This window comes from Diaphorobacter limosus (assembly GCF_033100095.1).
In the GTDB taxonomy this organism is placed as follows: Bacteria; Pseudomonadota; Gammaproteobacteria; order Burkholderiales; family Burkholderiaceae_C; genus Alicycliphilus; species Alicycliphilus limosus.
Window position 1 is genome coordinate 3,498,651 of record NZ_CP136921.1, and the last position, 18,707, is coordinate 3,517,357.

General features: G+C 64.8%; 22 protein-coding genes and 1 tRNA gene. 20 read left to right on the forward strand and 3 right to left on the reverse strand.

The features are described from left to right. Positions 1-62 precede the first annotated feature (62 nt). From hisA to tatC, 11 genes are all read left to right on the forward strand, one after another. Positions 63-806 (forward strand): 1-(5-phosphoribosyl)-5-[(5-phosphoribosylamino)methylideneamino]imidazole-4-carboxamide isomerase, encoded by a 744-nt coding sequence (gene hisA, locus P4826_RS16760; protein WP_317701495.1) that lies wholly within the window; start codon positions 63-65, stop codon positions 804-806. Positions 807-1,087: 281 nt separating this feature from the next. Next, the gene (gene galE / locus P4826_RS16765; RefSeq protein ID WP_317701496.1) at positions 1,088-2,104 is read left to right on the forward strand and encodes a UDP-glucose 4-epimerase GalE; all 1,017 of its coding nucleotides are present in this window, start codon (positions 1,088-1,090) and stop codon (positions 2,102-2,104) included. 40 nt (positions 2,105-2,144) lie between these two features. Beyond that, positions 2,145-2,924, forward strand: coding sequence for an imidazole glycerol phosphate synthase subunit HisF (gene hisF, locus P4826_RS16770; RefSeq protein WP_317701497.1), 780 nt, complete (start codon positions 2,145-2,147; stop codon positions 2,922-2,924). Between the two features lie 102 nt (positions 2,925-3,026). After that, positions 3,027-3,416: a phosphoribosyl-AMP cyclohydrolase gene (gene hisI / locus P4826_RS16775; RefSeq protein WP_317701498.1), complete on the forward strand. Its 390-nt coding sequence runs from the start codon at positions 3,027-3,029 to the stop codon at positions 3,414-3,416. 5 nt (positions 3,417-3,421) lie between these two features. After that, positions 3,422-3,799, forward strand: a complete 378-nt coding sequence (locus P4826_RS16780; RefSeq protein ID WP_317701499.1) for a phosphoribosyl-ATP diphosphatase — start codon at positions 3,422-3,424, stop codon at positions 3,797-3,799. After that, complete coding sequence (locus P4826_RS16785) at positions 3,796-4,182, forward strand: DUF4870 family protein (protein ID WP_317701500.1); 387 nt, start codon at positions 3,796-3,798, stop codon at positions 4,180-4,182. The genes P4826_RS16780 and P4826_RS16785 overlap by 4 nt, the downstream gene beginning before the upstream one ends. After that, positions 4,175-5,203 carry a patatin-like phospholipase family protein gene (locus P4826_RS16790; RefSeq protein WP_317701501.1) on the forward strand — a complete coding sequence of 343 codons (1,029 nt, stop codon included), beginning with the start codon at positions 4,175-4,177 and terminating at the stop codon, positions 5,201-5,203. Before P4826_RS16785 ends, P4826_RS16790 begins: the two co-directional genes overlap by 8 nt. Before the next feature lie 32 nt (positions 5,204-5,235). After that, complete coding sequence (locus P4826_RS16795; protein ID WP_317701502.1) at positions 5,236-5,592, forward strand: histidine triad nucleotide-binding protein; 357 nt, start codon at positions 5,236-5,238, stop codon at positions 5,590-5,592. 84 nt (positions 5,593-5,676) lie between these two features. Further along, positions 5,677-5,922: a Sec-independent protein translocase subunit TatA gene (tatA, locus tag P4826_RS16800; RefSeq protein WP_317701503.1), complete on the forward strand. Its 246-nt coding sequence runs from the start codon at positions 5,677-5,679 to the stop codon at positions 5,920-5,922. Positions 5,923-5,944: 22 nt separating this feature from the next. Next, the gene (tatB, locus tag P4826_RS16805) at positions 5,945-6,424 is read left to right on the forward strand and encodes a Sec-independent protein translocase protein TatB (protein WP_317701504.1); all 480 of its coding nucleotides are present in this window, start codon (positions 5,945-5,947) and stop codon (positions 6,422-6,424) included. 69 nt (positions 6,425-6,493) lie between these two features. Then, positions 6,494-7,282 carry a twin-arginine translocase subunit TatC gene (gene tatC, locus P4826_RS16810; RefSeq protein WP_317701505.1) on the forward strand — a complete coding sequence of 263 codons (789 nt, stop codon included), beginning with the start codon at positions 6,494-6,496 and terminating at the stop codon, positions 7,280-7,282. A gap of 67 nt (positions 7,283-7,349) precedes the next feature. On the opposite strand, the gene P4826_RS16815 is transcribed toward tatC, so the two are convergent. Next, a complete protein-coding gene (locus P4826_RS16815; protein ID WP_317701506.1) occupies positions 7,350-8,489 on the reverse strand; it encodes a trypsin-like peptidase domain-containing protein in 1,140 nt (379 codons plus the stop codon). Positions 8,490-8,577: 88 nt separating this feature from the next. Here P4826_RS16815 and P4826_RS16820 point away from each other — a divergent pair, with 88 nt between their 5' ends. Together P4826_RS16820 and pdxA are read left to right on the forward strand one after the other, a co-directional pair. Further along, the gene (locus P4826_RS16820; protein WP_317701507.1) at positions 8,578-9,330 is read left to right on the forward strand and encodes a Nif3-like dinuclear metal center hexameric protein; all 753 of its coding nucleotides are present in this window, start codon (positions 8,578-8,580) and stop codon (positions 9,328-9,330) included. Between the two features lie 63 nt (positions 9,331-9,393). After that, positions 9,394-10,437, forward strand: coding sequence for a 4-hydroxythreonine-4-phosphate dehydrogenase PdxA (gene pdxA / locus P4826_RS16825; protein WP_317701508.1), 1,044 nt, complete (start codon positions 9,394-9,396; stop codon positions 10,435-10,437). A gap of 67 nt (positions 10,438-10,504) precedes the next feature. Here the strand turns inward: pdxA and mscL are convergent, their stop codons facing one another. Continuing rightward, a complete protein-coding gene (mscL, locus tag P4826_RS16830; protein WP_317701509.1) occupies positions 10,505-10,933 on the reverse strand; it encodes a large conductance mechanosensitive channel protein MscL in 429 nt (142 codons plus the stop codon). Positions 10,934-11,076: 143 nt separating this feature from the next. Between mscL and petA the strand changes: the two genes are divergently transcribed. The 6 genes from petA (at position 11,077) to P4826_RS16860 (ending at position 15,285) form a co-directional block, all read left to right on the forward strand. Further along, positions 11,077-11,676 carry a ubiquinol-cytochrome c reductase iron-sulfur subunit gene (gene petA / locus P4826_RS16835; RefSeq protein WP_317701510.1) on the forward strand — a complete coding sequence of 200 codons (600 nt, stop codon included), beginning with the start codon at positions 11,077-11,079 and terminating at the stop codon, positions 11,674-11,676. A 15-nt stretch (positions 11,677-11,691) separates the two neighbouring features. Beyond that, positions 11,692-13,113, forward strand: coding sequence for a cytochrome b (locus P4826_RS16840; protein ID WP_317701511.1), 1,422 nt, complete (start codon positions 11,692-11,694; stop codon positions 13,111-13,113). A gap of 16 nt (positions 13,114-13,129) precedes the next feature. Then, the gene (locus P4826_RS16845; protein WP_317701512.1) at positions 13,130-13,885 is read left to right on the forward strand and encodes a cytochrome c1; all 756 of its coding nucleotides are present in this window, start codon (positions 13,130-13,132) and stop codon (positions 13,883-13,885) included. Between the two features lie 98 nt (positions 13,886-13,983). Continuing rightward, positions 13,984-14,595 carry a glutathione S-transferase N-terminal domain-containing protein gene (locus P4826_RS16850; protein ID WP_317701513.1) on the forward strand — a complete coding sequence of 204 codons (612 nt, stop codon included), beginning with the start codon at positions 13,984-13,986 and terminating at the stop codon, positions 14,593-14,595. 23 nt (positions 14,596-14,618) lie between these two features. Next, complete coding sequence (locus P4826_RS16855; protein WP_317703783.1) at positions 14,619-15,143, forward strand: ClpXP protease specificity-enhancing factor; 525 nt, start codon at positions 14,619-14,621, stop codon at positions 15,141-15,143. Between the two features lie 66 nt (positions 15,144-15,209). Next, positions 15,210-15,285, forward strand: a tRNA-Thr gene (locus tag P4826_RS16860). 41 nt (positions 15,286-15,326) lie between these two features. Here P4826_RS16860 and P4826_RS16865 read toward each other — a convergent pair. After that, positions 15,327-15,626 carry a hypothetical protein gene (locus tag P4826_RS16865; RefSeq protein ID WP_317701514.1) on the reverse strand — a complete coding sequence of 100 codons (300 nt, stop codon included), beginning with the start codon at positions 15,624-15,626 and terminating at the stop codon, positions 15,327-15,329. A gap of 248 nt (positions 15,627-15,874) precedes the next feature. Here P4826_RS16865 and secA point away from each other — a divergent pair, with 248 nt between their 5' ends. Beyond that, positions 15,875-18,637, forward strand: a complete 2,763-nt coding sequence (secA, locus tag P4826_RS16870; protein ID WP_317701515.1) for a preprotein translocase subunit SecA — start codon at positions 15,875-15,877, stop codon at positions 18,635-18,637. Positions 18,638-18,707 lie beyond the last annotated feature (70 nt).

Consider the following 18,707-nt stretch of genomic DNA (forward strand, 5'->3'; position numbering starts at 1 on the left):
TGCGATACCCACATTGCATATCGCTCAACCTTCAACGCTCAACGCTCAATCTCTCCCAGACCATGCTGCTCATCCCCGCCATCGACCTCAAGGACGGCCACTGCGTACGCCTCAAGCAAGGTGACATGGACCAATCGACCACCTTTGGCGAAGACCCCGCCGCCATGGCGCGCAAATGGCTGGATGCCGGCGCACGCCGCCTGCACCTGGTGGACCTGAACGGCGCCTTTGCCGGCCAGCCCAAGAACAAGGCCGCCATCAAGTCCATCCTGGCCGAGGTGGGCGCGGACATCCCGGTGCAGCTGGGCGGCGGCATACGCGACCTGGACACGATTGAGCGCTACATCGATGCCGGGCTGGAGTACGTCATCATCGGCACCGCTGCGGTGAAGAACCCGGGCTTTCTGAAGGACGCCTGCAGCGCCTTTGCCGGCCACATCATCGTCGGCCTGGACGCCAAGGACGGCAAGGTGGCGACCGATGGCTGGAGCAAGCTGACCGGCCACGACGTCGTCGATATGGCGAAGAAGTTCGAGGACTGGGGCGTCGAATCCATCATCTACACCGACATCGGCCGCGACGGCATGCTCTCGGGCATCAACATCGAGGCCACGGTGCGGCTGGCGCAGGCGCTGTCCATCCCCGTCATCGCCTCGGGCGGCCTGGCCGGCATCGCTGACATCGAGAAACTCTGCGAGGTCGAGATCGAGGGGGTGGAGGGTGTCATCTGCGGGCGCGCCATCTACTCGGGCGATCTGGACTTTGCCTCCGCCCAGGCGCGCGCCGACGAATTGGCCGGGGCCTGATGCGTCAGCAGCTCGGCAGGGCGCGGCCCCTGTTGAGCGCATCCACCGTGTCCAGCATCACAGTCCAGTAACGGGGCAGCGCCGCCCACGGGTTCCCGGTGTTGCTTGCGTAGTCGTAGTGCAGGTCGGTGGCGCTTTCGGCCTGCGAATTTGCGGTTTCCAGTAGAAATCAAAAAACTCTCAGTCTCTGAGTCAGCAGTCACCTTCGGCGTGGCAGTGACGGGAGTTGACAGCCGCGTCAGCGACAATATTCGCGAGTAGTGCAACCCAAGGAGGGTGTTTTGATCCTGGTGACCGGAGGCGCGGGCTATATCGGCTCGCACATGTGTGTGGCGCTGGCGCAGGCGAACGAGTCCTGCCTGGTGCTGGACAACTTCAGTAACACCCGCCCGTCGGTGCTGGAGCGCATTGGGCGCATCACCGGGCAGGCGCCCGAGTGCGTGGAGGGCGACATACGCGATGCAGCCTTGCTGAAGCAGTTGTTTGCGAACAACAAAATCTCTGCCGTCATCCATTTCGCCGCGCTCAAGGCGGTGGGCGAGTCGGTGCGCGAGCCGCTGCGCTACTACGAGAACAACGTCGCCGGTACCGTGACCCTGCTGCAGGCCATGCAGCGGGCCGGTGTGCGCCAGCTGGTGTTCTCGTCCTCGGCCACGGTGTATGGCGACCCCGCCAGCCTGCCCATTCGCGAGGACTTTCCGCTCTCGGCCACCAACCCCTATGGCTGGAGCAAGCTGATGATGGAGCAGATGCTGGCCGACCTGGACGCCAGCGAGCCAGGCCAGTGGCGCATTGCGCGCCTGCGCTACTTCAACCCCGTGGGCGCGCACGAGAGCGGTCTGATCGGAGAAGACCCGCAGGGCGTGCCCAACAACCTCCTGCCCTATGTGGCGCAGGTGGCCAGCGGCCAGCGCGAGTTCCTGAACGTCTGGGGCAATGACTACTCCACGCCCGACGGCACGGGCCAGCGCGACTACATCCATGTCTGCGACCTGGCCGAGGGCCATGTGGCGGCGCTGCGCTACCTGCGCCAGCACCCGGGCCTGCTGACGGTGAACCTGGGCACGGGCCGGCCGGTGTCGGTGCTGGAGATGGTGCGCGGCTTCGAGGCCGCCAGCGGTCGCCCGGTGCGCTACCAGATCGGGCCGCGCCGCGCCGGCGACGTGGCCGCCTGCTGGGCCGACCCCGGCCTGGCCGAGCGCCTGCTGGGCTGGCGCGCAACGCGTGACGTGCAGGCCATGTGCCAGGACGCCTGGCGTTGGCAGGACGGCGTGGCGCGTCAGCTGCAGGGCGCCTGAGTCGTGCTATCTTGCCCGCCCCAGTCGTGAAACCATTGCCATGCTTGCCAAACGCATCATTCCCTGCCTGGACGTGACCGGTGGTCGCGTCGTCAAGGGCGTCAACTTTGTCGAACTGCGCGACGCCGGCGACCCGGTGGAGATCGCCGCGCGCTACAACGAGCAGGGCGCTGACGAGCTCACCTTCCTCGACATCACCGCCACCAGCGACGGGCGCGACCTGATCCTGCCCATCATCGAGGCCGTGGCCAGCCAGGTCTTCATTCCGCTCACGGTGGGTGGCGGCGTGCGCACCGTGCAGGATGTGCGGCGCCTCTTGAACGCCGGGGCGGACAAGACCAGCTTCAACTCGGCCGCCATCGCCAACCCCGAGGTCATCAACCAGGCGAGCGACAAATACGGCGCGCAGTGCATCGTGGTGGCCATAGACGCCAAGCGCCGCCAGGGTCAGGACCTGGCCGAGCGCGGCGCGGGCTGGGACGTGTACAGCCACGGCGGGCGCCAGAACACCGGGCTGGACGCCGTGCGCTGGGCCGTGGACATGGCGCGCCGCGGCGCGGGCGAGATCCTCTTGACCAGCATGGACCGCGACGGCACTAAGAGCGGCTTTGACCTGCAGCTGACGCGCGCCGTGAGCGACGCCGTCGATGTGCCCGTGATCGCCTCGGGCGGCGTGGGCAACCTGGATCACCTGGCCGATGGCGTGAGCATCGGCGGGGCCGATGCCGTGCTGGCGGCGAGCATCTTTCACTACGGCGAGTTCACCGTGCGCCAGGCCAAGGAGCATATGCACGCGCGCGGCATTCCCGTGCGGCTTTAAACTATTCCAATGAAATATGGCTGTAGCACTTATGTATCAAGCGCAAACAGCTATAAAAATAATAGTAATACTGGTGCCGTGCCAAAGCACGACAATGGCGTCATGAACTGGCTTGATCAAGTGAAATGGGACGCGCAGGGTCTGGTGCCCGTGATTGCGCAGGAGGCCGCCACCGGGGACGTGTTGATGTTCGCCTGGATGAACCGCGAGGCCCTGGCCAGGACGGCCGAGCTGGGCCGCGCCGTGTACTACAGCCGCTCGCGCGGCCGGCTTTGGTTCAAGGGCGAAGAATCAGGCCATGTGCAGCAGGTGCACGAGATGCGCCTCGATTGCGACAACGACGTGGTGCTGCTCAAGGTCACGCAGCTGGGCCATGAGCCTGGCATCGCCTGCCACACCGGGCGGCACAGCTGCTTCTTCAGTGTCCTCAAGGACGGTGCCTGGCAGGCCGTCGATCCGGTCTTGAAAGACCCCGAGTCCATCTACAAGTAAAGCCCATGTCCAGCACTGACTCCCTCGCCCGCCTGGCCGCCGTGATCGAGAGCCGCAAGAGCGCCAATGGCGGCGACCCGCAGGCCAGCTATGTCGCGCGCCTGCTGCACAAAGGGCCCGATGCCTTCCTGAAGAAGATTGGCGAGGAGGCCACAGAGGTGGTCATGGCCGCCAAGGACGTGGATCACGGCGCCGCACCCGCGAAGCTGGTGTATGAGGTGGCCGACCTGTGGTTTCACTCCATGATTGCCCTGGCCCACTACGGCCTCGCCCCGGCCGACGTGATCGCCGAGCTCGAGCGCCGCGAGGGCACCAGCGGCATCGAGGAAAAGGCGCTGCGCAAGGTGGCGGGCCGCGCCCTGGAAGAAGGGGAGGCACCGTGAGCAACGACATCATCGACATGGAGCCCGACGAGCGGGCGGAGAGCCTCAAGACCATAGGCTGGGTGAGCTACATCCTGCACCTGATCGTGGCCGTGGGCGCCGTCATGCCCGGCGCCCAGCCCGGCGTGGCGCTGCTCATCATCGCGCTGGTCATCGACCTGGTGAAAAAGGGCGATGCCGAGGGGACCTGGCAGGCCAGTCATTTCTCCTGGCGCATCAGCACCGTGCTCTGGGCCGGCGTGCTGTATGTGGTGACGGCGCCGCTGTGGCTGTTCTTCGTGTTCCCGGGCTGGGTGGCCTGGGGGTTGATCTCGATATGGTTCCTGTACCGCATCGTGCGCGGCATGGTGGCCATGAACAAGGGCCAGGCCATCGATGTCTGAAGTCGCAGCCACGCCACCGCTGAATCTGGCGCTGCAGGGCGGCGGCTCGCATGGGGCGCTGACCTGGGGCGTGCTGGACGCGCTGCTTGAAGACGGCGGTTTTACCTTCGAGGGCATCAGCGGTACCAGCGCCGGCGCCATGAATGCCGTGGCCCTGGCCCATGGCTTTGCCCAGGCAGCGTTGCAGCACAAGGATGCCCATGAGGCGCACCAGGCCGGCTGCGCCCTCGCGCGCCAGACGCTCGCGCAGCTGTGGGAAGGCGTGGGCACCATGGGCAGCCTGCTGTGGGGCGTGCCGCTGCAGGGCAACCCGTTCCTGGGCATGCTGAGCCAGTGGCTCTCGCCCTACCAGACCAATCCGCTGGGCATCAACCCGCTGCGCGGCCTGCTCGAGCGCGTGGTGGACTTCGACGCCCTGTGCCATGCGCGCCATGCGCTGGTGCCCAAGGTGTTCGTCTGCGCCACCAATGTGCGCACGGGACGCGGCGAGATCTTCTCGGGCGCGCGCCTGTCGGCCGACGCCGTCATGGCCTCGGCCTGCCTGCCGCTTTTGTTCAAGGCGGTGCAGATCGATGGCGAGCATTACTGGGATGGCGGCTTCTCCGGCAACCCGGCGCTGTACCCGCTGATCTACCAGACGCAATGCGCCGACGTGCTGCTGGTGCAGATCAACCCGATAGAACACCCTGACCTGCCCGATACCGCGCCGGAGATCATGGAGCGCATGAACGAGGTCACCTTCAACGCCAGCCTGCTGGGCGAGTTGCGCGCCATCGACTTCGTGCGCCGCCTGCTGGCCGAGGGGCGGCTCGATCCCCAGCACTACAAGAGCATGCGCATGCACCGCATCGATGGCGGCCGCGTGCTGGCGCCGTTTGGCGACGCCAGCAAGTCACGCGCCGACATGGCCTTTGTGCGCCAGCTGTTCGAGCTGGGGCGCACCCAGGGCAAGCAATGGCTGCGACGCCACCGCCGCGACGTGGGCGTGCAGCACACATTGCATTTGACCGACAATCACTGACTGTTTTCGCTGCTTTGCTTCATAGCCGCTCCATGCACGACCCCAACTGCCTTTTCTGCAAGATCATTGCCGGCCAGATCCCGTCGAAGAAGGTCTACGAGGACGAACAGGTCTTCGCCTTTCATGACATACACCCCTGGGCGCCGGTGCATTTTCTCATCGTGCCCAAGCTGCACCTGCCTTCCATGGCGTCCGCCACGCCCGAGCATGCCGGCCTGCTCGGCCACATGATGCTGCTGGCCCCCAGACTGGCCATCGAGCAGGGCTGCAACCCCTATCCGGACGGGGGCTACCGCATCGTGGTGAACACCGGCACCGAGGGCGGCCAGGAGGTGCACCACCTGCACATGCATGTGATCGGTGGCCCGCGCCCCTGGTTGCGCGGTTGACCTGCAGCACAGGGCAGCCGCAAGGGTTAAGCCGGTTGCGACTGGGGCGGGTCTAAAATGTGAGGCATTCGTTAGGAGATTTCCATGGGTTCGTTTTCCATTTGGCACTGGCTCATCGTGCTGCTGATCGTGGTCATGGTGTTCGGCACCAAGAAGCTCAAGAACATTGGCTCCGACCTGGGCGGCGCCGTGAAGGGCTTCAAGGACGGCATGAAGGAGGGCGCCAGCAGTGATGAGCAGGCGGGTGCCAACGCGCCTGCCGGCCAGGTCACCAACACCACGGCCGCCGACAAGACCACCATCGACGTGCAAGCCAAGCAAAAGAGCTGAGCGCGCCGGCTGAGCGTTTTTCATGATCGACATTGGCCTGTCCAAGATGGCGCTGATAGGCGCCGTGGCTCTCATCGTCATCGGCCCGGAGAAGCTGCCGCGCGTGGCGCGCACCGTCGGCACCCTGCTGGGTAAGGCGCAGCGCTATGTGTCCGACGTCAAGGCCGAGGTCAACCGTTCCATGGAGCTCGACGAGCTGCGCAAGATGAAGGATACGGTGGAGGGTGCCGCGCGCGACGTGGAGCAATCCATACAGACCAGCGCCAGCGACTTCCAGAAGGACATGGAAAGCAGTCTGGGCGAAGACTTCACCCCGCTGGGCGAGCCATCCGGCGCGCAAGAGCTGTCCTCCGTGGTTCCTGCCTACAAGCACCCGGGCAAGAACTGGCGCCTCAAGCGCGGCGCCATGCCCCAGTGGTACAAGGCGCGTGCCGGTGTGCGCACCAAGGCCCAGTCCGGTGCGGCGCGCGTGGCGCGCTTTCGGCCCCAAAAATTCCATTGACCCCCTTTGAATGGCTGCACCGCCCGTCGTGCAGCCTGGGCCGGCGCCAAGCCGGCCACCTGCCCCGCCATGCCTGAAACACCGAACCCTGAAGACGAACTCGCCGGTACCGAGCAGCCCTTCGTGCAGCACCTGATGGAGCTGCGCGACCGCCTGGTCAAGGCCATGATCGCCATCGGGGTTGTCGCCGCCGCGCTGTTCTTCTACCCCGGCCCGGGCCAGCTCTACGACCTGCTGGCCGCGCCGCTGGTGGCGCACCTGCCCCAGGGCGCCACCATGATCGCCACCTCGGTGATCTCGCCCTTCATGGTGCCCTTGAAGATTCTGCTGATGTCGGCCTTTCTGATCGCTCTGCCCTTTGTGCTATGGCAGGTCTGGGCCTTTGTTGCGCCGGGTCTGTATGCGCATGAGAAGCGCCTGGTGCTGCCGCTGGTCGTCTCCAGCACCGTGCTGTTCTTCATCGGCGTGGCGTTTTGCTACTTTTTCGTCTTTGGCCAGGTGTTCAGCTTCATCCAGGGCTTTGCGCCCAAGAGCATCACCGCCGCGCCAGACATCGAAGCCTACCTGGGCTTTGTCATGACCATGTTCCTGGCCTTCGGCCTGGCGTTCGAGGTACCCATTGCCGTGGTCGTGCTGGCGCGCATGGGCGTGGTCAGCGTGGAAAAGCTCAAGAGCTTTCGCGGCTACTTCATCGTCGTCGCCTTCGTGATCGCCGCCATCGTCACGCCGCCCGACGTAGTGTCGCAGCTGGCGCTGGCGATTCCCATGTGCCTGCTGTACGAGGTGGGCATCTGGGCGGCGCAGGTTTTCATCCGCCACACGCAGGCGCCCGAGGAATCGCAGGAGTCCACCTCCTGATATTGATGAAAATAGCTGTTTGCGCCCGCACATCAAGCGCATGTTGCTATTAATTTAATAGTAAATTTCAGCGGCGCTGCTGCATGCGCGGGCGTGTGCCCGGCACCACCGACAGCTCCAGCTGCCTGTCGCCACGCTGCAGCTCGAAGCTGGCGGCCTTGCCCGGCTGCAGGCCGGCCACGGCGGTGAGCAGTTGCGAGACATTGTCGGTGGGCTTGCCGGCCACGCTCAGGATCACGTCGCCGGGGCGTATGCCGCCTTGCGCCGCGGGCGCGCCCTGCAACACGCCGGTGATGATCACGCCCCGCGTGGCCTGCACGCCAAAGGTCTGGGCCAGCTCCGGTGACAGCTCGCCCGGCTCCACGCCTATCCAGCCGCGCGTCACCTGACCGTCACGCACGATGCCGTCGAGCACCAGCTTGGCCGTGGACACGGGGATGGCAAAGCCAATGCCCATGCTGCCGCCCGAGCGCGAGTAGATGGCGGTGTTGATGCCCATCAGGTTGCCATTCACATCCACCAGCGCGCCGCCGGAGTTGCCAGGGTTGATGGCCGCATCGGTCTGGATGAAGTTCTCGAAGGTGTTGATGCCCAGCTGGTTGCGCCCCAGCGCCGAGACGATGCCGCTGGTGACCGTCTGGCCCACGCCAAAGGGGTTGCCAATGGCCAGCACCTGGTCGCCCACGTCGAGCCTGTCCGAGTCGCCGAGCACGATCACCGGCAGCTTGTCCAGCTGCACCTTGAGCACGGCCAGGTCGGTGTCGGGGTCGGTGCCAATCACCGTGGCACTGGCGCGGCGGCTGTCGGTGAGCGTGACCTCGATCTCGTCGGCGCCCTCAACCACATGGTTGTTGGTCAGGATGTAGCCCTCGGGGCTGATGATCACGCCACTGCCCAGGCCGGTCTGCGCCTGCGCGCCCTGGTCGCCAAAGAAGAACTGGAACCAGGGGTCGTTGCTGCGCGGGTGGCGCACCTCCTTGCTGGTATTGATGCTGACCACGGCCGGCGCCGCCTTGCGCGCCGCGGCACTGAAGCTGCCGGCCGCGGGCTGGGCGCCCGTACTGGGCGGCGCCTCGATGAGGGAAATGCCGGCACCGCTGGTGGTCGCACCGCGTTGCAGCCAGCCGGGCTGCAGCGTGGCGACGACGAAATAGGCGGCGGCGAGCACCGTCACGGCTTGGGAAAACAGCAACCAATAGCGTTTCATGATGCGGGGGAGGGCGGCCCTGGTGGGCAAAAGGCAATTATCGCGTGTTTGCCGCAGGCACTGGCGGTGCTTGGGCACAATCGGCGGCATGAGCATCCAGCGATCTGAATTACTGGCGCATTTCGACGCGCTGCTGCAGCCCGAGCGCTTCAAGGACTATGGCCCCAACGGCCTGCAGGTGGAGGGTGCGCAGACGATACGGCGCATCATCAGCGGCGTCACCGCCAGCCGCGCGCTGATCGATGCGGCCATAGCGGCGCGCGCCGACGCCATCTTCGTGCACCACGGCCTGTTCTGGCGTGGCATGGACGGGCGCGTCACGGGCTGGATGAAGCAGCGCCTGCAGCGCCTGCTGGCGCATGACATCAACCTGTTTGCCTACCACCTGCCGCTGGACGCCCACCCTGAGCTGGGCAACAACGCGCAGCTGGGCCGGGTGCTGGGCTGGCAGGCCGATCAACGCTTTGGCGAGCAGGATCTGGGTTTTGCCGCGCCGGCCGCATTCGCCAGCGCCGCTGAACTGGCAGCCCATGTGCAGGCGACCCTGGGCCGCTCCGTGACACTGGTGGCGCCCGAGGGCGCGCACCCCATGCGCCGCGTGGCCTGGTGTACGGGCGGGGCGCAGGGTTTTTTCGAATCGGCCATTGCCGCCGGGGCGGATGCCTTCATCACCGGCGAGATCTCCGAGCCCCAGACGCACCTGGCGCGCGAGACCGGCGTAGCCTTCATCGCCGCCGGCCACCACGCCACGGAGCGTTATGGCGCACCGGCCGTCGCGGCGCATGTGGCGCAGCAGCTGGGCCTGGAGCATCGGTTCATCGACATTGATAATCCAGCCTGATTATTTTGATAGCGTCTCACGCTTTATGGGTGAGCGCTAGAGCCTGATTTGGTATATTTTTTGATGAGCACATCTCTCCCACTGGCCATTACCCAGGGCGACCCGGCCGGCATAGGCCCGGAGATCGTCGCCAAGGCCTTTCGCGACGCACCCCGGGACATGCGTGGCTGCTTTGTCGTTGGCGACCTGGCCACGCTGCGCCGTGCCGCGGCCTGCATCGAGCGGCCGGGCAACACCAGCCTGCCGCTGGCGCGCATCGACGCCCTGCAGGATGTGGCGCTGGTGCCGCCGCGCTGCCTGCCGGTGTGGCAGCTGCCAGAGCTGGCTGGCGGCGAACGTGAGCCATGGGGCCGGGTGAGCGCCGGTGCCGGGCGCGCCGCTGCGGCCTGCGTGCTCTGGGCGGCACGGGCGGCGCTTGCCGGCCAGGTCGCGGCGCTGGTGACGGCGCCACTGCACAAGGAATCGCTGGCAGCCGCGGGCGTGCCGTTTCCGGGCCACACCGAGTTGCTGCAGGCCGAGGCGGCGCGTCATGCCGGCGTGCCCATTGCGCAGATGCCGGTGCGCATGATGCTGGCCAGCGACGAGCTGCGCACGGTGCTGGTCAGCATCCACCTGTCGCTGCGCGAGGCCATTGCCGCCGTGACGCAGGACAACCTGCTGCAGACGCTGCGCATCACCCATGCGGCCCTCTCGCGCAGCCTGGGACGGGCGCCGCGCATCGGCGTGGCAGGGCTCAACCCCCATGCGGGCGAGGGCGGCCTGTTTGGCCGCGAGGAGCTGGACATCATCGCCCCGGCCATCGCCCAGGCGCGCGCCGAGGGCCTGGACGCACAAGGCCCCTACGCGCCCGACACCATCTTCATGCGCGCGCGCTGTACGGCCGGCAGGCCGGGCGAGTTCGACGTGGTGCTGGCCATGTACCACGACCAGGGCTTGATCCCCGTGAAATACCTGGGCGTGGACAAGGGCGTGAACGTCACCCTGGGCCTGCCCCTGGTGCGCACCAGCCCGGACCATGGCACGGCCTTTGACATCGCGGGACGGGGCGTGGCCGATGCCGCCAGCCTGATCGAGGCCGTGCGCATGGCGCGTGCGCTGGCAGGTTGAACAATCGTCAAAAAGACAAACGCCCGTGGCAATTGCGCCACGGGCGTTTGGTGCGAGCAGAAAAAAATCAGCGCTTGAGGCTGTCGCGGATCTCGCGCAGCAGCACGATGTCTTCCGGCGTGACGGCTTCGGGTACGGGCTCGGCGGGCGCCTCGCGCTTGAGGCGGTTGAACTGTTTGACCATCATGAAGATGATGAAGGCCAGGATGATGAAATTCACCGCCACGGTGATGAAGCTGCCGTAGGCAAACACCGGCACGCCGGCCTTCTTGAGCGCATCCAGCGTGCGCGCCGTGCCTTCGGGGATGCTGCCCAGCACGATGAAGAGGTTGGAGAAATCGAGCTTGCCGAACACCAGACCGACGATGGGCATGATCAGGTCGGCCACCACCGAATCCACGATCTTGCCGAATGCGGCGCCGATGATCACACCCACTGCCAGGTCAATCACATTCCCCTTGACGGCAAACTCTTTGAATTCTTTGGTGATGCTCACTTTTTACACCCTTGGATGATGTTGAAAAAAAACCGGAATCAGTCCGGATCGTCAGCTTAAGTGCGTATCGGTCGTTGGAGCGAGCTTTACCGCTCGGCTACAATTTACGGTTGACTCCATAGCGAAGCATACCGAGGAACCCCATGAGTGAAACTCCGATCGACTCGAGCAAGCGGACGTGGCTGATCGCGTCTGGCTGCGCTGGCGCGGTGGGTGGCGTGGCCACAGCCGTCCCTTTTGTGAGCAGCTTCCAGCCGTCCGAGAAGGCCAAGGCCGCCGGCGCGGCCGTCGAGGTGGACATCTCGGCCCTCAAGCCCGGTGAAAAGGTCACGGTGGAATGGCGTGGCAAGCCGGTGTGGATCATTCGCCGCACGCCCGAGCAGGTTGCCGAACTGCCCAAGCTCGACAGCCAGCTGGCCGACCCGCAGTCCAAGCGCAATCCGGCCGAGTTCACGCCGCCGTATGCGCAGAACGAGCACCGCTCGATCAAGCCCGAGATCCTGGTTGCCGTGGGTATCTGCCCGCACCTTGGCTGCTCGCCCTCCGACAGGTTCACCCCCGGCCCCCAGCCGTCGCTGCCCAATGACTGGGAGGGCGGTTTTCTGTGCCCTTGCCACGGATCGACCTTCGACATGGCCGGCCGCGTGTTCAAGAACAAGCCGTCGCCGGACAACCTGCCGGTGCCCCCGCACATGTACCTGTCGGACACCAAGCTCCTGATCGGTGAAGACAAGAAGGCCTGAGGGAGGCACTGACAAATGGCTGCTTACCGCGAATTCAAGGAAATCTCGCCCAACGCCTCGGCGACGGCGAAGACAATGAACTGGCTGGAGAACCGTTTTCCAACGGCCTTCGACGCCTACAAGGTTCACATGTCGGAGTACTACGCTCCGAAGAACTTCAACTTCTGGTACATCTTCGGCTCGCTGGCGCTGCTGGTGCTGGTGATCCAGATCGTCACCGGCATCTTCCTGGTGATGCACTACAAGCCCGACGCCGCCAAGGCCTTCGAGTCGGTCGAGTACATCATGCGCGACGTGCCCTGGGGCTGGCTGATCCGCTACATGCACTCCACCGGCGCATCGGCCTTCTTTGTGGTGGTGTATCTGCACATGTTCCGTGGCCTGCTCTATGGCTCGTACCGCAAGCCGCGCGAGCTGGTCTGGATCTTCGGCTGCGCCATTTTCCTGGCGCTGATGGCCGAGGCCTTCATGGGCTACCTGCTGCCCTGGGGCCAGATGTCGTACTGGGGCGCTCAGGTGATCGTGAACCTGTTCTCGGCCATTCCCTTCGTCGGCCCTGACCTGGCCCTCTTGATCCGTGGCGACTATGTGGTCGGTGATGCGACGTTGAACCGCTTCTTCAGCTTCCACGTCATCGCCGTGCCGCTGGTGCTCCTGGGTCTGGTCGTGGCGCACTTGCTGGCGCTGCACGATGTGGGCTCCAACAACCCCGACGGCATCGAGATCAAGGGCCCGGGCAAGCCGGTGGACGACAAGGGCCATCCCCTGGACGGCGTGCCCTTCCACCCCTACTACTCGGTGCACGACATCTTTGGTGTGTGCGTGTTCCTGTTCATCTTCTCGGCCGTGATCTTTTTCGCGCCCGAGTTCGGCGGCTACTTCCTGGAGTACAACAACTTCATCCCCGCCGACCCGCTGAAGACGCCTTCGCATATCGCCCCGGTCTGGTACTTCACGCCGTTCTATTCGATGCTGCGTGCCATCACCAGCGAGATGATGTATGCGCTGATTGCCTGCGTGGTGCTGGGTGCCGGTTTTGGCGTGTTCAAGGCTCGTCTGCCTGGCTTCGTCAAGGGTGGCATCGTGGTTGCTGCCGCTGTAGCCATCGCCCTCATGCTGGCCATCGATGCCAAGTTCTGGGGTGTGGTGGTGATGGGCGGCGCGGTCGTCATCCTGTTCTTCCTGCCCTGGCTGGACTGCAGCCCGGCGCGCTCCATCCGCTATCGCCCGAGCTGGCACAAGTGGATGTACGCCCTGTTCGTGGTCGTGTTCGTGATCCTGGCCTACCTGGGCGTGCAGGCCCCGTCGCCCGTCGGTGAGCGCGTGTCGCAGGTGGGGACGCTGTTCTATTTCGGCTTCTTCCTGCTCATGCCCTGGTGGTCGCGTCTTGGCACGCCCAAGCCCGTGCCTGACCGCGTGACGTTCAAGCCTCATTGAGCCGGAGATAACAACAATGAAGAAACTGCTTCTCTCGCTGATCGCAGCTCTGGGTTTGGCTGCTGGTGCACATGCCGCCGGCGGCGGCATGGCCTGGGACAAGGCGCCCGTCAACATCACGGATCAGGCTTCGCTGCAAAACGGCGCCAAGCTGTTCGTGAACTACTGCCTGAACTGCCACTCGGCCGCGTTCATGCGCTTCAACCGCCTGAAGGACATTGGCCTCACTGATCAGCAGATCAAGGACAACCTGCTGTTCACGACCGACAAGATTGGCGAGACCATGAAGTCGGCGATTGATCCCAAGCAGGCGTCCGAATGGTTTGGCGCCAATCCGCCGGATCTCACGGTGATCGCGCGCTCGCGCGCCGGCTCCGGCGGTTCGGGTGCGGACTATCTCTACACCTTCCTGCGCACCTTCTACCGCGACGACACCAAGGCCACCGGCTGGAACAACCTGGTCTTCCCCAGCGTCGGCATGCCGCACGCGCTGTGGCAGTTGCAGGGCGAGCGCGGCGCTGTCTTTGAGCAACGTGAGAGCCATGGCCAGACCGAACAGGTGTTCAAGGGCTGGGAGCAGATCTCTCCCGGCAGCATGACGCCTCAGCAGTACGACCAGGCCGTGGGTGATCTCGTCAACTATCTGCAGTGGATGGGTGAGCCGGCGCAGAATACGCGCGTTCGCATTGGTGTGTGGGTGCTGCTCTTCCTGGCAGGCTTCACCTTCATCGCCTGGAGGCTGAATGCAGCCTTCTGGAAGGACGTCAAGTAAACCCAGGAGTGTCGTTGCGCTGCATTTTCGTGCAGCGCCAACCTGTACAGAGTGGGTGCCTTGGTACCCACTCTTTTGATTTTTAGGAGCCGTTCACCATGATGGTGCTTTACTCGGGCACGACCTGCCCCTTCTCCCATCGTTGCCGTTTCGTTCTGTTCGAAAAGGGCATGGATTTTGAAATCCGCGATGTGGATCTGTACAACAAGCCCGAAGACATCAGCGTGATGAACCCCTACGGCCAGGTGCCCATCCTGGTCGAGCGCGATCTGATCCTGTACGAGTCGAACATCATCAATGAGTACATCGATGAGCGCTTCCCGCATCCGCAGCTGATGCCCGGCGACCCGGTGGATCGCGCCCGCGTTCGTCTGTTCCTGCTCAACTTCGAGAAGGAGTTGTTCGTGCACGTGAATGCGCTGGAGTCGCGTGCCACCAAGGGCAACGAGAAGGCGCTGGAGAAGGCCCGTGCCCATATCCGCGACCGCCTGACCCAGCTTGCCCCCGTGTTCCTCAAGAACAAGTACATGCTGGGCGAGGGTTTCTCCATGCTGGACGTGGCCATTGCGCCGCTGCTGTGGCGCCTGGACTACTACGGCATCGAGCTGTCCAAGAACGCCGCCCCGCTGCTCAAGTATGCAGAGCGCATCTTCTCGCGCCCGGCCTATATCGAGGCGCTGACGCCCTCGGAAAAGGTCATGCGCAAGTAAACTCTACGCATTTGTTGCGCATGATGAACGCTCAGGAACTCCCCTCCACACGCCCCTATCTGATCCGTGCCCTGTATGAGTGGTGCGCGGACAATGGCTACACGCCTTATTTGGTCGTGCGCGTGAACGAGTCTGTGCAGGTGCCGCGTGAATATGTCAACAACGGCGAAATCGTGCTCAACGTCAGTTACGACGCCACCAGCGGGCTGCAGATAGGCAACGATTTTGTCGAGTTCAAGGCCCGCTTCGGCGGCAAGCCGCGTGACATTCTGGTTCCCGTGCGCCGGGTGATCGCCATCTACGCGCGCGAGAACGGGCAGGGCATGGCCTTTCCGCTGGATGACGACGTCGAGGTTCAGCCCAGCGATTCCCCGCTGTCGCCCACGGAGGCCGCAGTCGTATCCGAGCCCGAGGCACGCGGCACGGTGCAGTTGCAATCTGTCGATGGCAAGTCCGGCAGGGCCGACAAAGCACGGGACAAGGACGGCCCACGCCCGCCCCAGCCGCCCGCTGGCGGCGGTCGTCCCTCCCTCAAGCGTGTCAAGTGAATGATCAGGGGATGCTGCCCGACATCCGGGCAAGCGTCCTTTTTTGGCGGCTAGAATGCAGCCTTCGCCGGTTTAGCTCAGTTGGTAGAGCACCCGCCTTGTAAGCGGTAGGTCGTCAGTTCGAATCCGACAACCGGCACCATTTCCCTCAGGATTTTCGACGCCAGCCTTCCTCCCCACGGGTCAGGATTGGATTTTCAGGCGTATCGAGTCCACCTCCCACCCCTTTGTGCGCAGATGCGCCAGGAATGCCGGCAGCAACTGCCGCAACTTGGCAGCCGCCGCATTGCTTTTGACCAGCAGGCACCAGCTGCCGCCCTCGATGGGGCCGGCCTGCACCGCTGGGCGCAGCAAGGGCGGAATCAAGCCCTCTATGGCCTTGAGCCGCGCGCTGGAGTCGCGAGTCAGGGCCGTCAGGCGCGCCAGGGTCGGTGATTCCTGGCTGGCTTGCTGCAGTGGGATGGCGTAGTGGCGGCGGTTCATGGCAGGTTCTGGGCTGTCCACTGGGCGGGTGCCGGAGTGCGCAGGCTGATTATTGCGGATACGGCCAGCACTGCCGGTCGCGCGTGGGCCACGCGGTGGCGCAAAGGTAGAATGGCAGGCTTTTGGGTTCGCCGGTTGGTTGCAAGCGCTTGCAATTGGCGGCGCAAGCCCCACCTGGATTCAATTCATCTCAAGGATTCCGGTCGCTCTGCCGCTTTGCTCGGGCAGTGCAGCGCCGATCTGCTCGCATGGCCACCAACTTCCTCACCAAACTTTTCGGCAGCCGCAATGACCGGCTGCTCAAGCAATACCGCAAGACCGTGGCGCGCATCAACGCGATGGAGCCCGAGTACGAAAAGCTCAGCGACGAGGCACTGCGCGGCAAAACCCAGGAATTCAAGGAGCGCATCGCCCAGGGCGAGACGCTGGATGCGCTGCTGCCCGAGGCCTTCGCCGTGGTGCGCGAGGGCTCCAAGCGCGTCATGAAGATGCGCCACTTCGACGTGCAGCTGATCGGCGGCATGGCGCTGCACCACGGCAAGATCGCCGAGATGCGCACCGGCGAGGGCAAGACGCTCACCGCCACGCTGCCGGTGTACCTGAATGCGCTGTCGGGCCAGGGCGTGCATGTGGTCACGGTGAACGACTACCTGGCCGGCCGGGACGCACAGTGGATGGGGCGGCTGTACAACTTCCTGGGCCTCTCGGTGGGCATCAACCTGCCGCAGATACCGCGCGAGGAAAAGCAGGCCGCCTACAACTCGGACATCACCTACGGCACGAACAACGAATACGGCTTCGACTACCTGCGCGACAACATGGTCTACGACGCGCGCGAGCGCGTGCAGCGCGGTCTGAACTTCGCCATCGTGGACGAGGTGGACTCCATCCTGATCGACGAGGCGCGCACTCCGCTGATCATCAGCGGCCAGGCCGAGGATCACACGGCCGTCTACCTGGCCATCAACAAGGTGGTGCCGCTGCTGACGCGCCAGGAGGGCGAGGCCGACCCGCGCACCGGCGAGGGCGTGACCAAGCCGGGCGACTTCACCGTGGACGAAAAAACGCACCAGGTGTTCCTGACCGAGCAGGGCCATGAAAACGCCGAACGCATCCTGGCGCAGGCCGGCCTGATCGCCGAGGGCGCCTCGCTCTACGACCCGGCCAACATCACGCTGGTGCACCACCTGTACGCGGCGCTGCGTGCCAACAACCTGTTCCATCGCGACCAGCACTACGTGGTGCAGAACGGCGAGATCGTTATCGTCGATGAATTCACCGGCCGCCTGATGGCCGGCCGGCGCTGGAGCGAGGGCCTGCACCAGGCCGTCGAGGCCAAGGAGGGCGTGAACATCCAGGCCGAGAACCAGACCCTGGCCTCGATCACCTTCCAGAACTACTTCCGCCTGTACGGCAAGCTCTCGGGCATGACCGGCACGGCCGATACCGAGGCCTATGAGTTCCAGGAAATCTACGGCCTGGAAACCGTCATCATCCCGCCCAACCGGCCAAGCCGCCGCGACGACCAGCTCGACCGCGTCTACAAGACCACGCGCGAGAAGTACGAGGCGGCGATTGCCGACATCCGCGAATGCCATGAGCGCGGCCAGCCGGTGCTGGTGGGCACGACCTCGATTGAGAACTCCGAAATCATCGACGGCCTGCTGAACCAGGCCGGTCTGCCGCACCAGGTGCTCAACGCCAAGCAGCATGCGCGCGAGGCCGACATCGTGGCCCAGGCCGGGCGCCCGGGCATGATCACCATCGCCACCAACATGGCCGGCCGTGGTACCGACATCGTGCTTGGCGGCAACGTGGAGAAGGCCGTGGCGGCACTGGAGGCCGACGAATCGCTGACGCCCGAGCAGCGCGCTGCCAAGGCCGAGGAGTTGCGCGCGCAGTGGAAGCTCGATCACGAGAAGGTCACGGCCCTGGGCGGTCTGCGCATCATCGCCACCGAGCGCCACGAGTCGCGCCGCATCGACAACCAGCTGCGTGGCCGCTCGGGCCGCCAGGGCGACCCCGGCTCCTCGCGCTTCTACCTGAGCCTGGACGACTCGCTGATGCGCATCTTTGCCGGTGACCGCGTCAAGGCCATCATGGACAAGCTGAAGATGCCCGACGGCGAGGCCATCGAAGCCGGCATCGTCACGCGCAGCATCGAGAGCGCGCAGCGCAAGGTCGAGGCGCGCAACTTCGACATCCGCAAGCAGCTGCTTGAATACGACGACGTGGCCAATGACCAGCGCAAGGTGATCTACCAGCAGCGCAACGAGATCCTCGACGCACCCGAGCTCACGACCCTGATCTCCGCCATGCGCGACGACTGTATGGCCGACCTGGTGCGCCAGTACGTTCCGGCCGAGTCGGTGGAGGAGCAATGGGACTTGCCCAGTCTGGAGAAGTCCCTGGCCAGCGACTGGCAGTTGCCGATGGCGCTGCAGCAGGAGGTGGCCAGCTCCCAGGCCATCACCGACGACGAAATCCTGGAGAAGGTGCAGCAGACCGCGCGCGACTCCTTCCAGGCCAAGGTGGATGCGGTGGGCAACGAGAACTTCGCCCCCTTCCAGCGCGCCGTGCTGCTGCAAAGCTTTGACACCAACTGGCGCGATCACCTCTCCGCGCTGGACTACCTGCGCCAGGGCATCCACCTGCGCGGCTATGCACAAAAGCAGCCCAAGCAGGAATACAAGCGTGAGGCCTTCGAGCTGTTCCGCCAGCTCATAGACCAGGTGAAGAACGAGGTCACGCGCGTCATGCTGACCGTGCAGGTGCAGTCCAACGCCGAGCTCGACGAGGCCACCCATGCCATGGAGGAGCGGGGCGAGAAGGTCAGCAACGTGACCTACTCCTCGCCCACCGAGACCGGCGAGGTGGAAACCGTGGTCGATGCCCAGACCGCCAAGGCCGCGCCGGCCCAGGCCATGCCCGGCGTGCGCGTCGGTCGCAACGACCCCTGCCCCTGCGGCAGTGGTAAAAAATACAAGCAGTGCCACGGCAAACTTGCCTGATGCTGCGACCTTGAACGACACGGGCTGCGGCCCGTGTTTGCTTTTCATCCCCTTGTTTGACCCAGGAGTG

What these genes read in the sequence shown, in the direction of transcription:
- hisA (WP_317701495.1), top strand. Translation starts at nt 63, where the DNA reads ATGCTGCTCATCCCCGCCATCGACCTCAAGGACGGCCACTGCGTACGC.
- hisF (WP_317701497.1), top strand. Translation starts at nt 2,145, where the DNA reads ATGCTTGCCAAACGCATCATTCCCTGCCTGGACGTGACCGGTGGTCGC.
- hisI (WP_317701498.1), top strand. Translation starts at nt 3,027, where the DNA reads ATGAACTGGCTTGATCAAGTGAAATGGGACGCGCAGGGTCTGGTGCCC.
- P4826_RS16780 (WP_317701499.1), top strand. Translation starts at nt 3,422, where the DNA reads ATGTCCAGCACTGACTCCCTCGCCCGCCTGGCCGCCGTGATCGAGAGC.
- P4826_RS16790 (WP_317701501.1), top strand. Translation starts at nt 4,175, where the DNA reads ATGTCTGAAGTCGCAGCCACGCCACCGCTGAATCTGGCGCTGCAGGGC.
- P4826_RS16795 (WP_317701502.1), top strand. Translation starts at nt 5,236, where the DNA reads ATGCACGACCCCAACTGCCTTTTCTGCAAGATCATTGCCGGCCAGATC.
- tatA (WP_317701503.1), top strand. Translation starts at nt 5,677, where the DNA reads ATGGGTTCGTTTTCCATTTGGCACTGGCTCATCGTGCTGCTGATCGTG.
- tatB (WP_317701504.1), top strand. Translation starts at nt 5,945, where the DNA reads ATGATCGACATTGGCCTGTCCAAGATGGCGCTGATAGGCGCCGTGGCT.
- tatC (WP_317701505.1), top strand. Translation starts at nt 6,494, where the DNA reads ATGCCTGAAACACCGAACCCTGAAGACGAACTCGCCGGTACCGAGCAG.
- P4826_RS16815 (WP_317701506.1), bottom strand. Translation starts at nt 8,489, where the DNA reads ATGAAACGCTATTGGTTGCTGTTTTCCCAAGCCGTGACGGTGCTCGCC.
- P4826_RS16820 (WP_317701507.1), top strand. Translation starts at nt 8,578, where the DNA reads ATGAGCATCCAGCGATCTGAATTACTGGCGCATTTCGACGCGCTGCTG.
- pdxA (WP_317701508.1), top strand. Translation starts at nt 9,394, where the DNA reads ATGAGCACATCTCTCCCACTGGCCATTACCCAGGGCGACCCGGCCGGC.
- petA (WP_317701510.1), top strand. Translation starts at nt 11,077, where the DNA reads ATGAGTGAAACTCCGATCGACTCGAGCAAGCGGACGTGGCTGATCGCG.
- P4826_RS16840 (WP_317701511.1), top strand. Translation starts at nt 11,692, where the DNA reads ATGGCTGCTTACCGCGAATTCAAGGAAATCTCGCCCAACGCCTCGGCG.
- P4826_RS16845 (WP_317701512.1), top strand. Translation starts at nt 13,130, where the DNA reads ATGAAGAAACTGCTTCTCTCGCTGATCGCAGCTCTGGGTTTGGCTGCT.
- P4826_RS16850 (WP_317701513.1), top strand. Translation starts at nt 13,984, where the DNA reads ATGATGGTGCTTTACTCGGGCACGACCTGCCCCTTCTCCCATCGTTGC.
- P4826_RS16855 (WP_317703783.1), top strand. Translation starts at nt 14,619, where the DNA reads ATGAACGCTCAGGAACTCCCCTCCACACGCCCCTATCTGATCCGTGCC.
- P4826_RS16865 (WP_317701514.1), bottom strand. Translation starts at nt 15,626, where the DNA reads ATGAACCGCCGCCACTACGCCATCCCACTGCAGCAAGCCAGCCAGGAA.
- secA (WP_317701515.1), top strand. Translation starts at nt 15,875, where the DNA reads ATGGCCACCAACTTCCTCACCAAACTTTTCGGCAGCCGCAATGACCGG.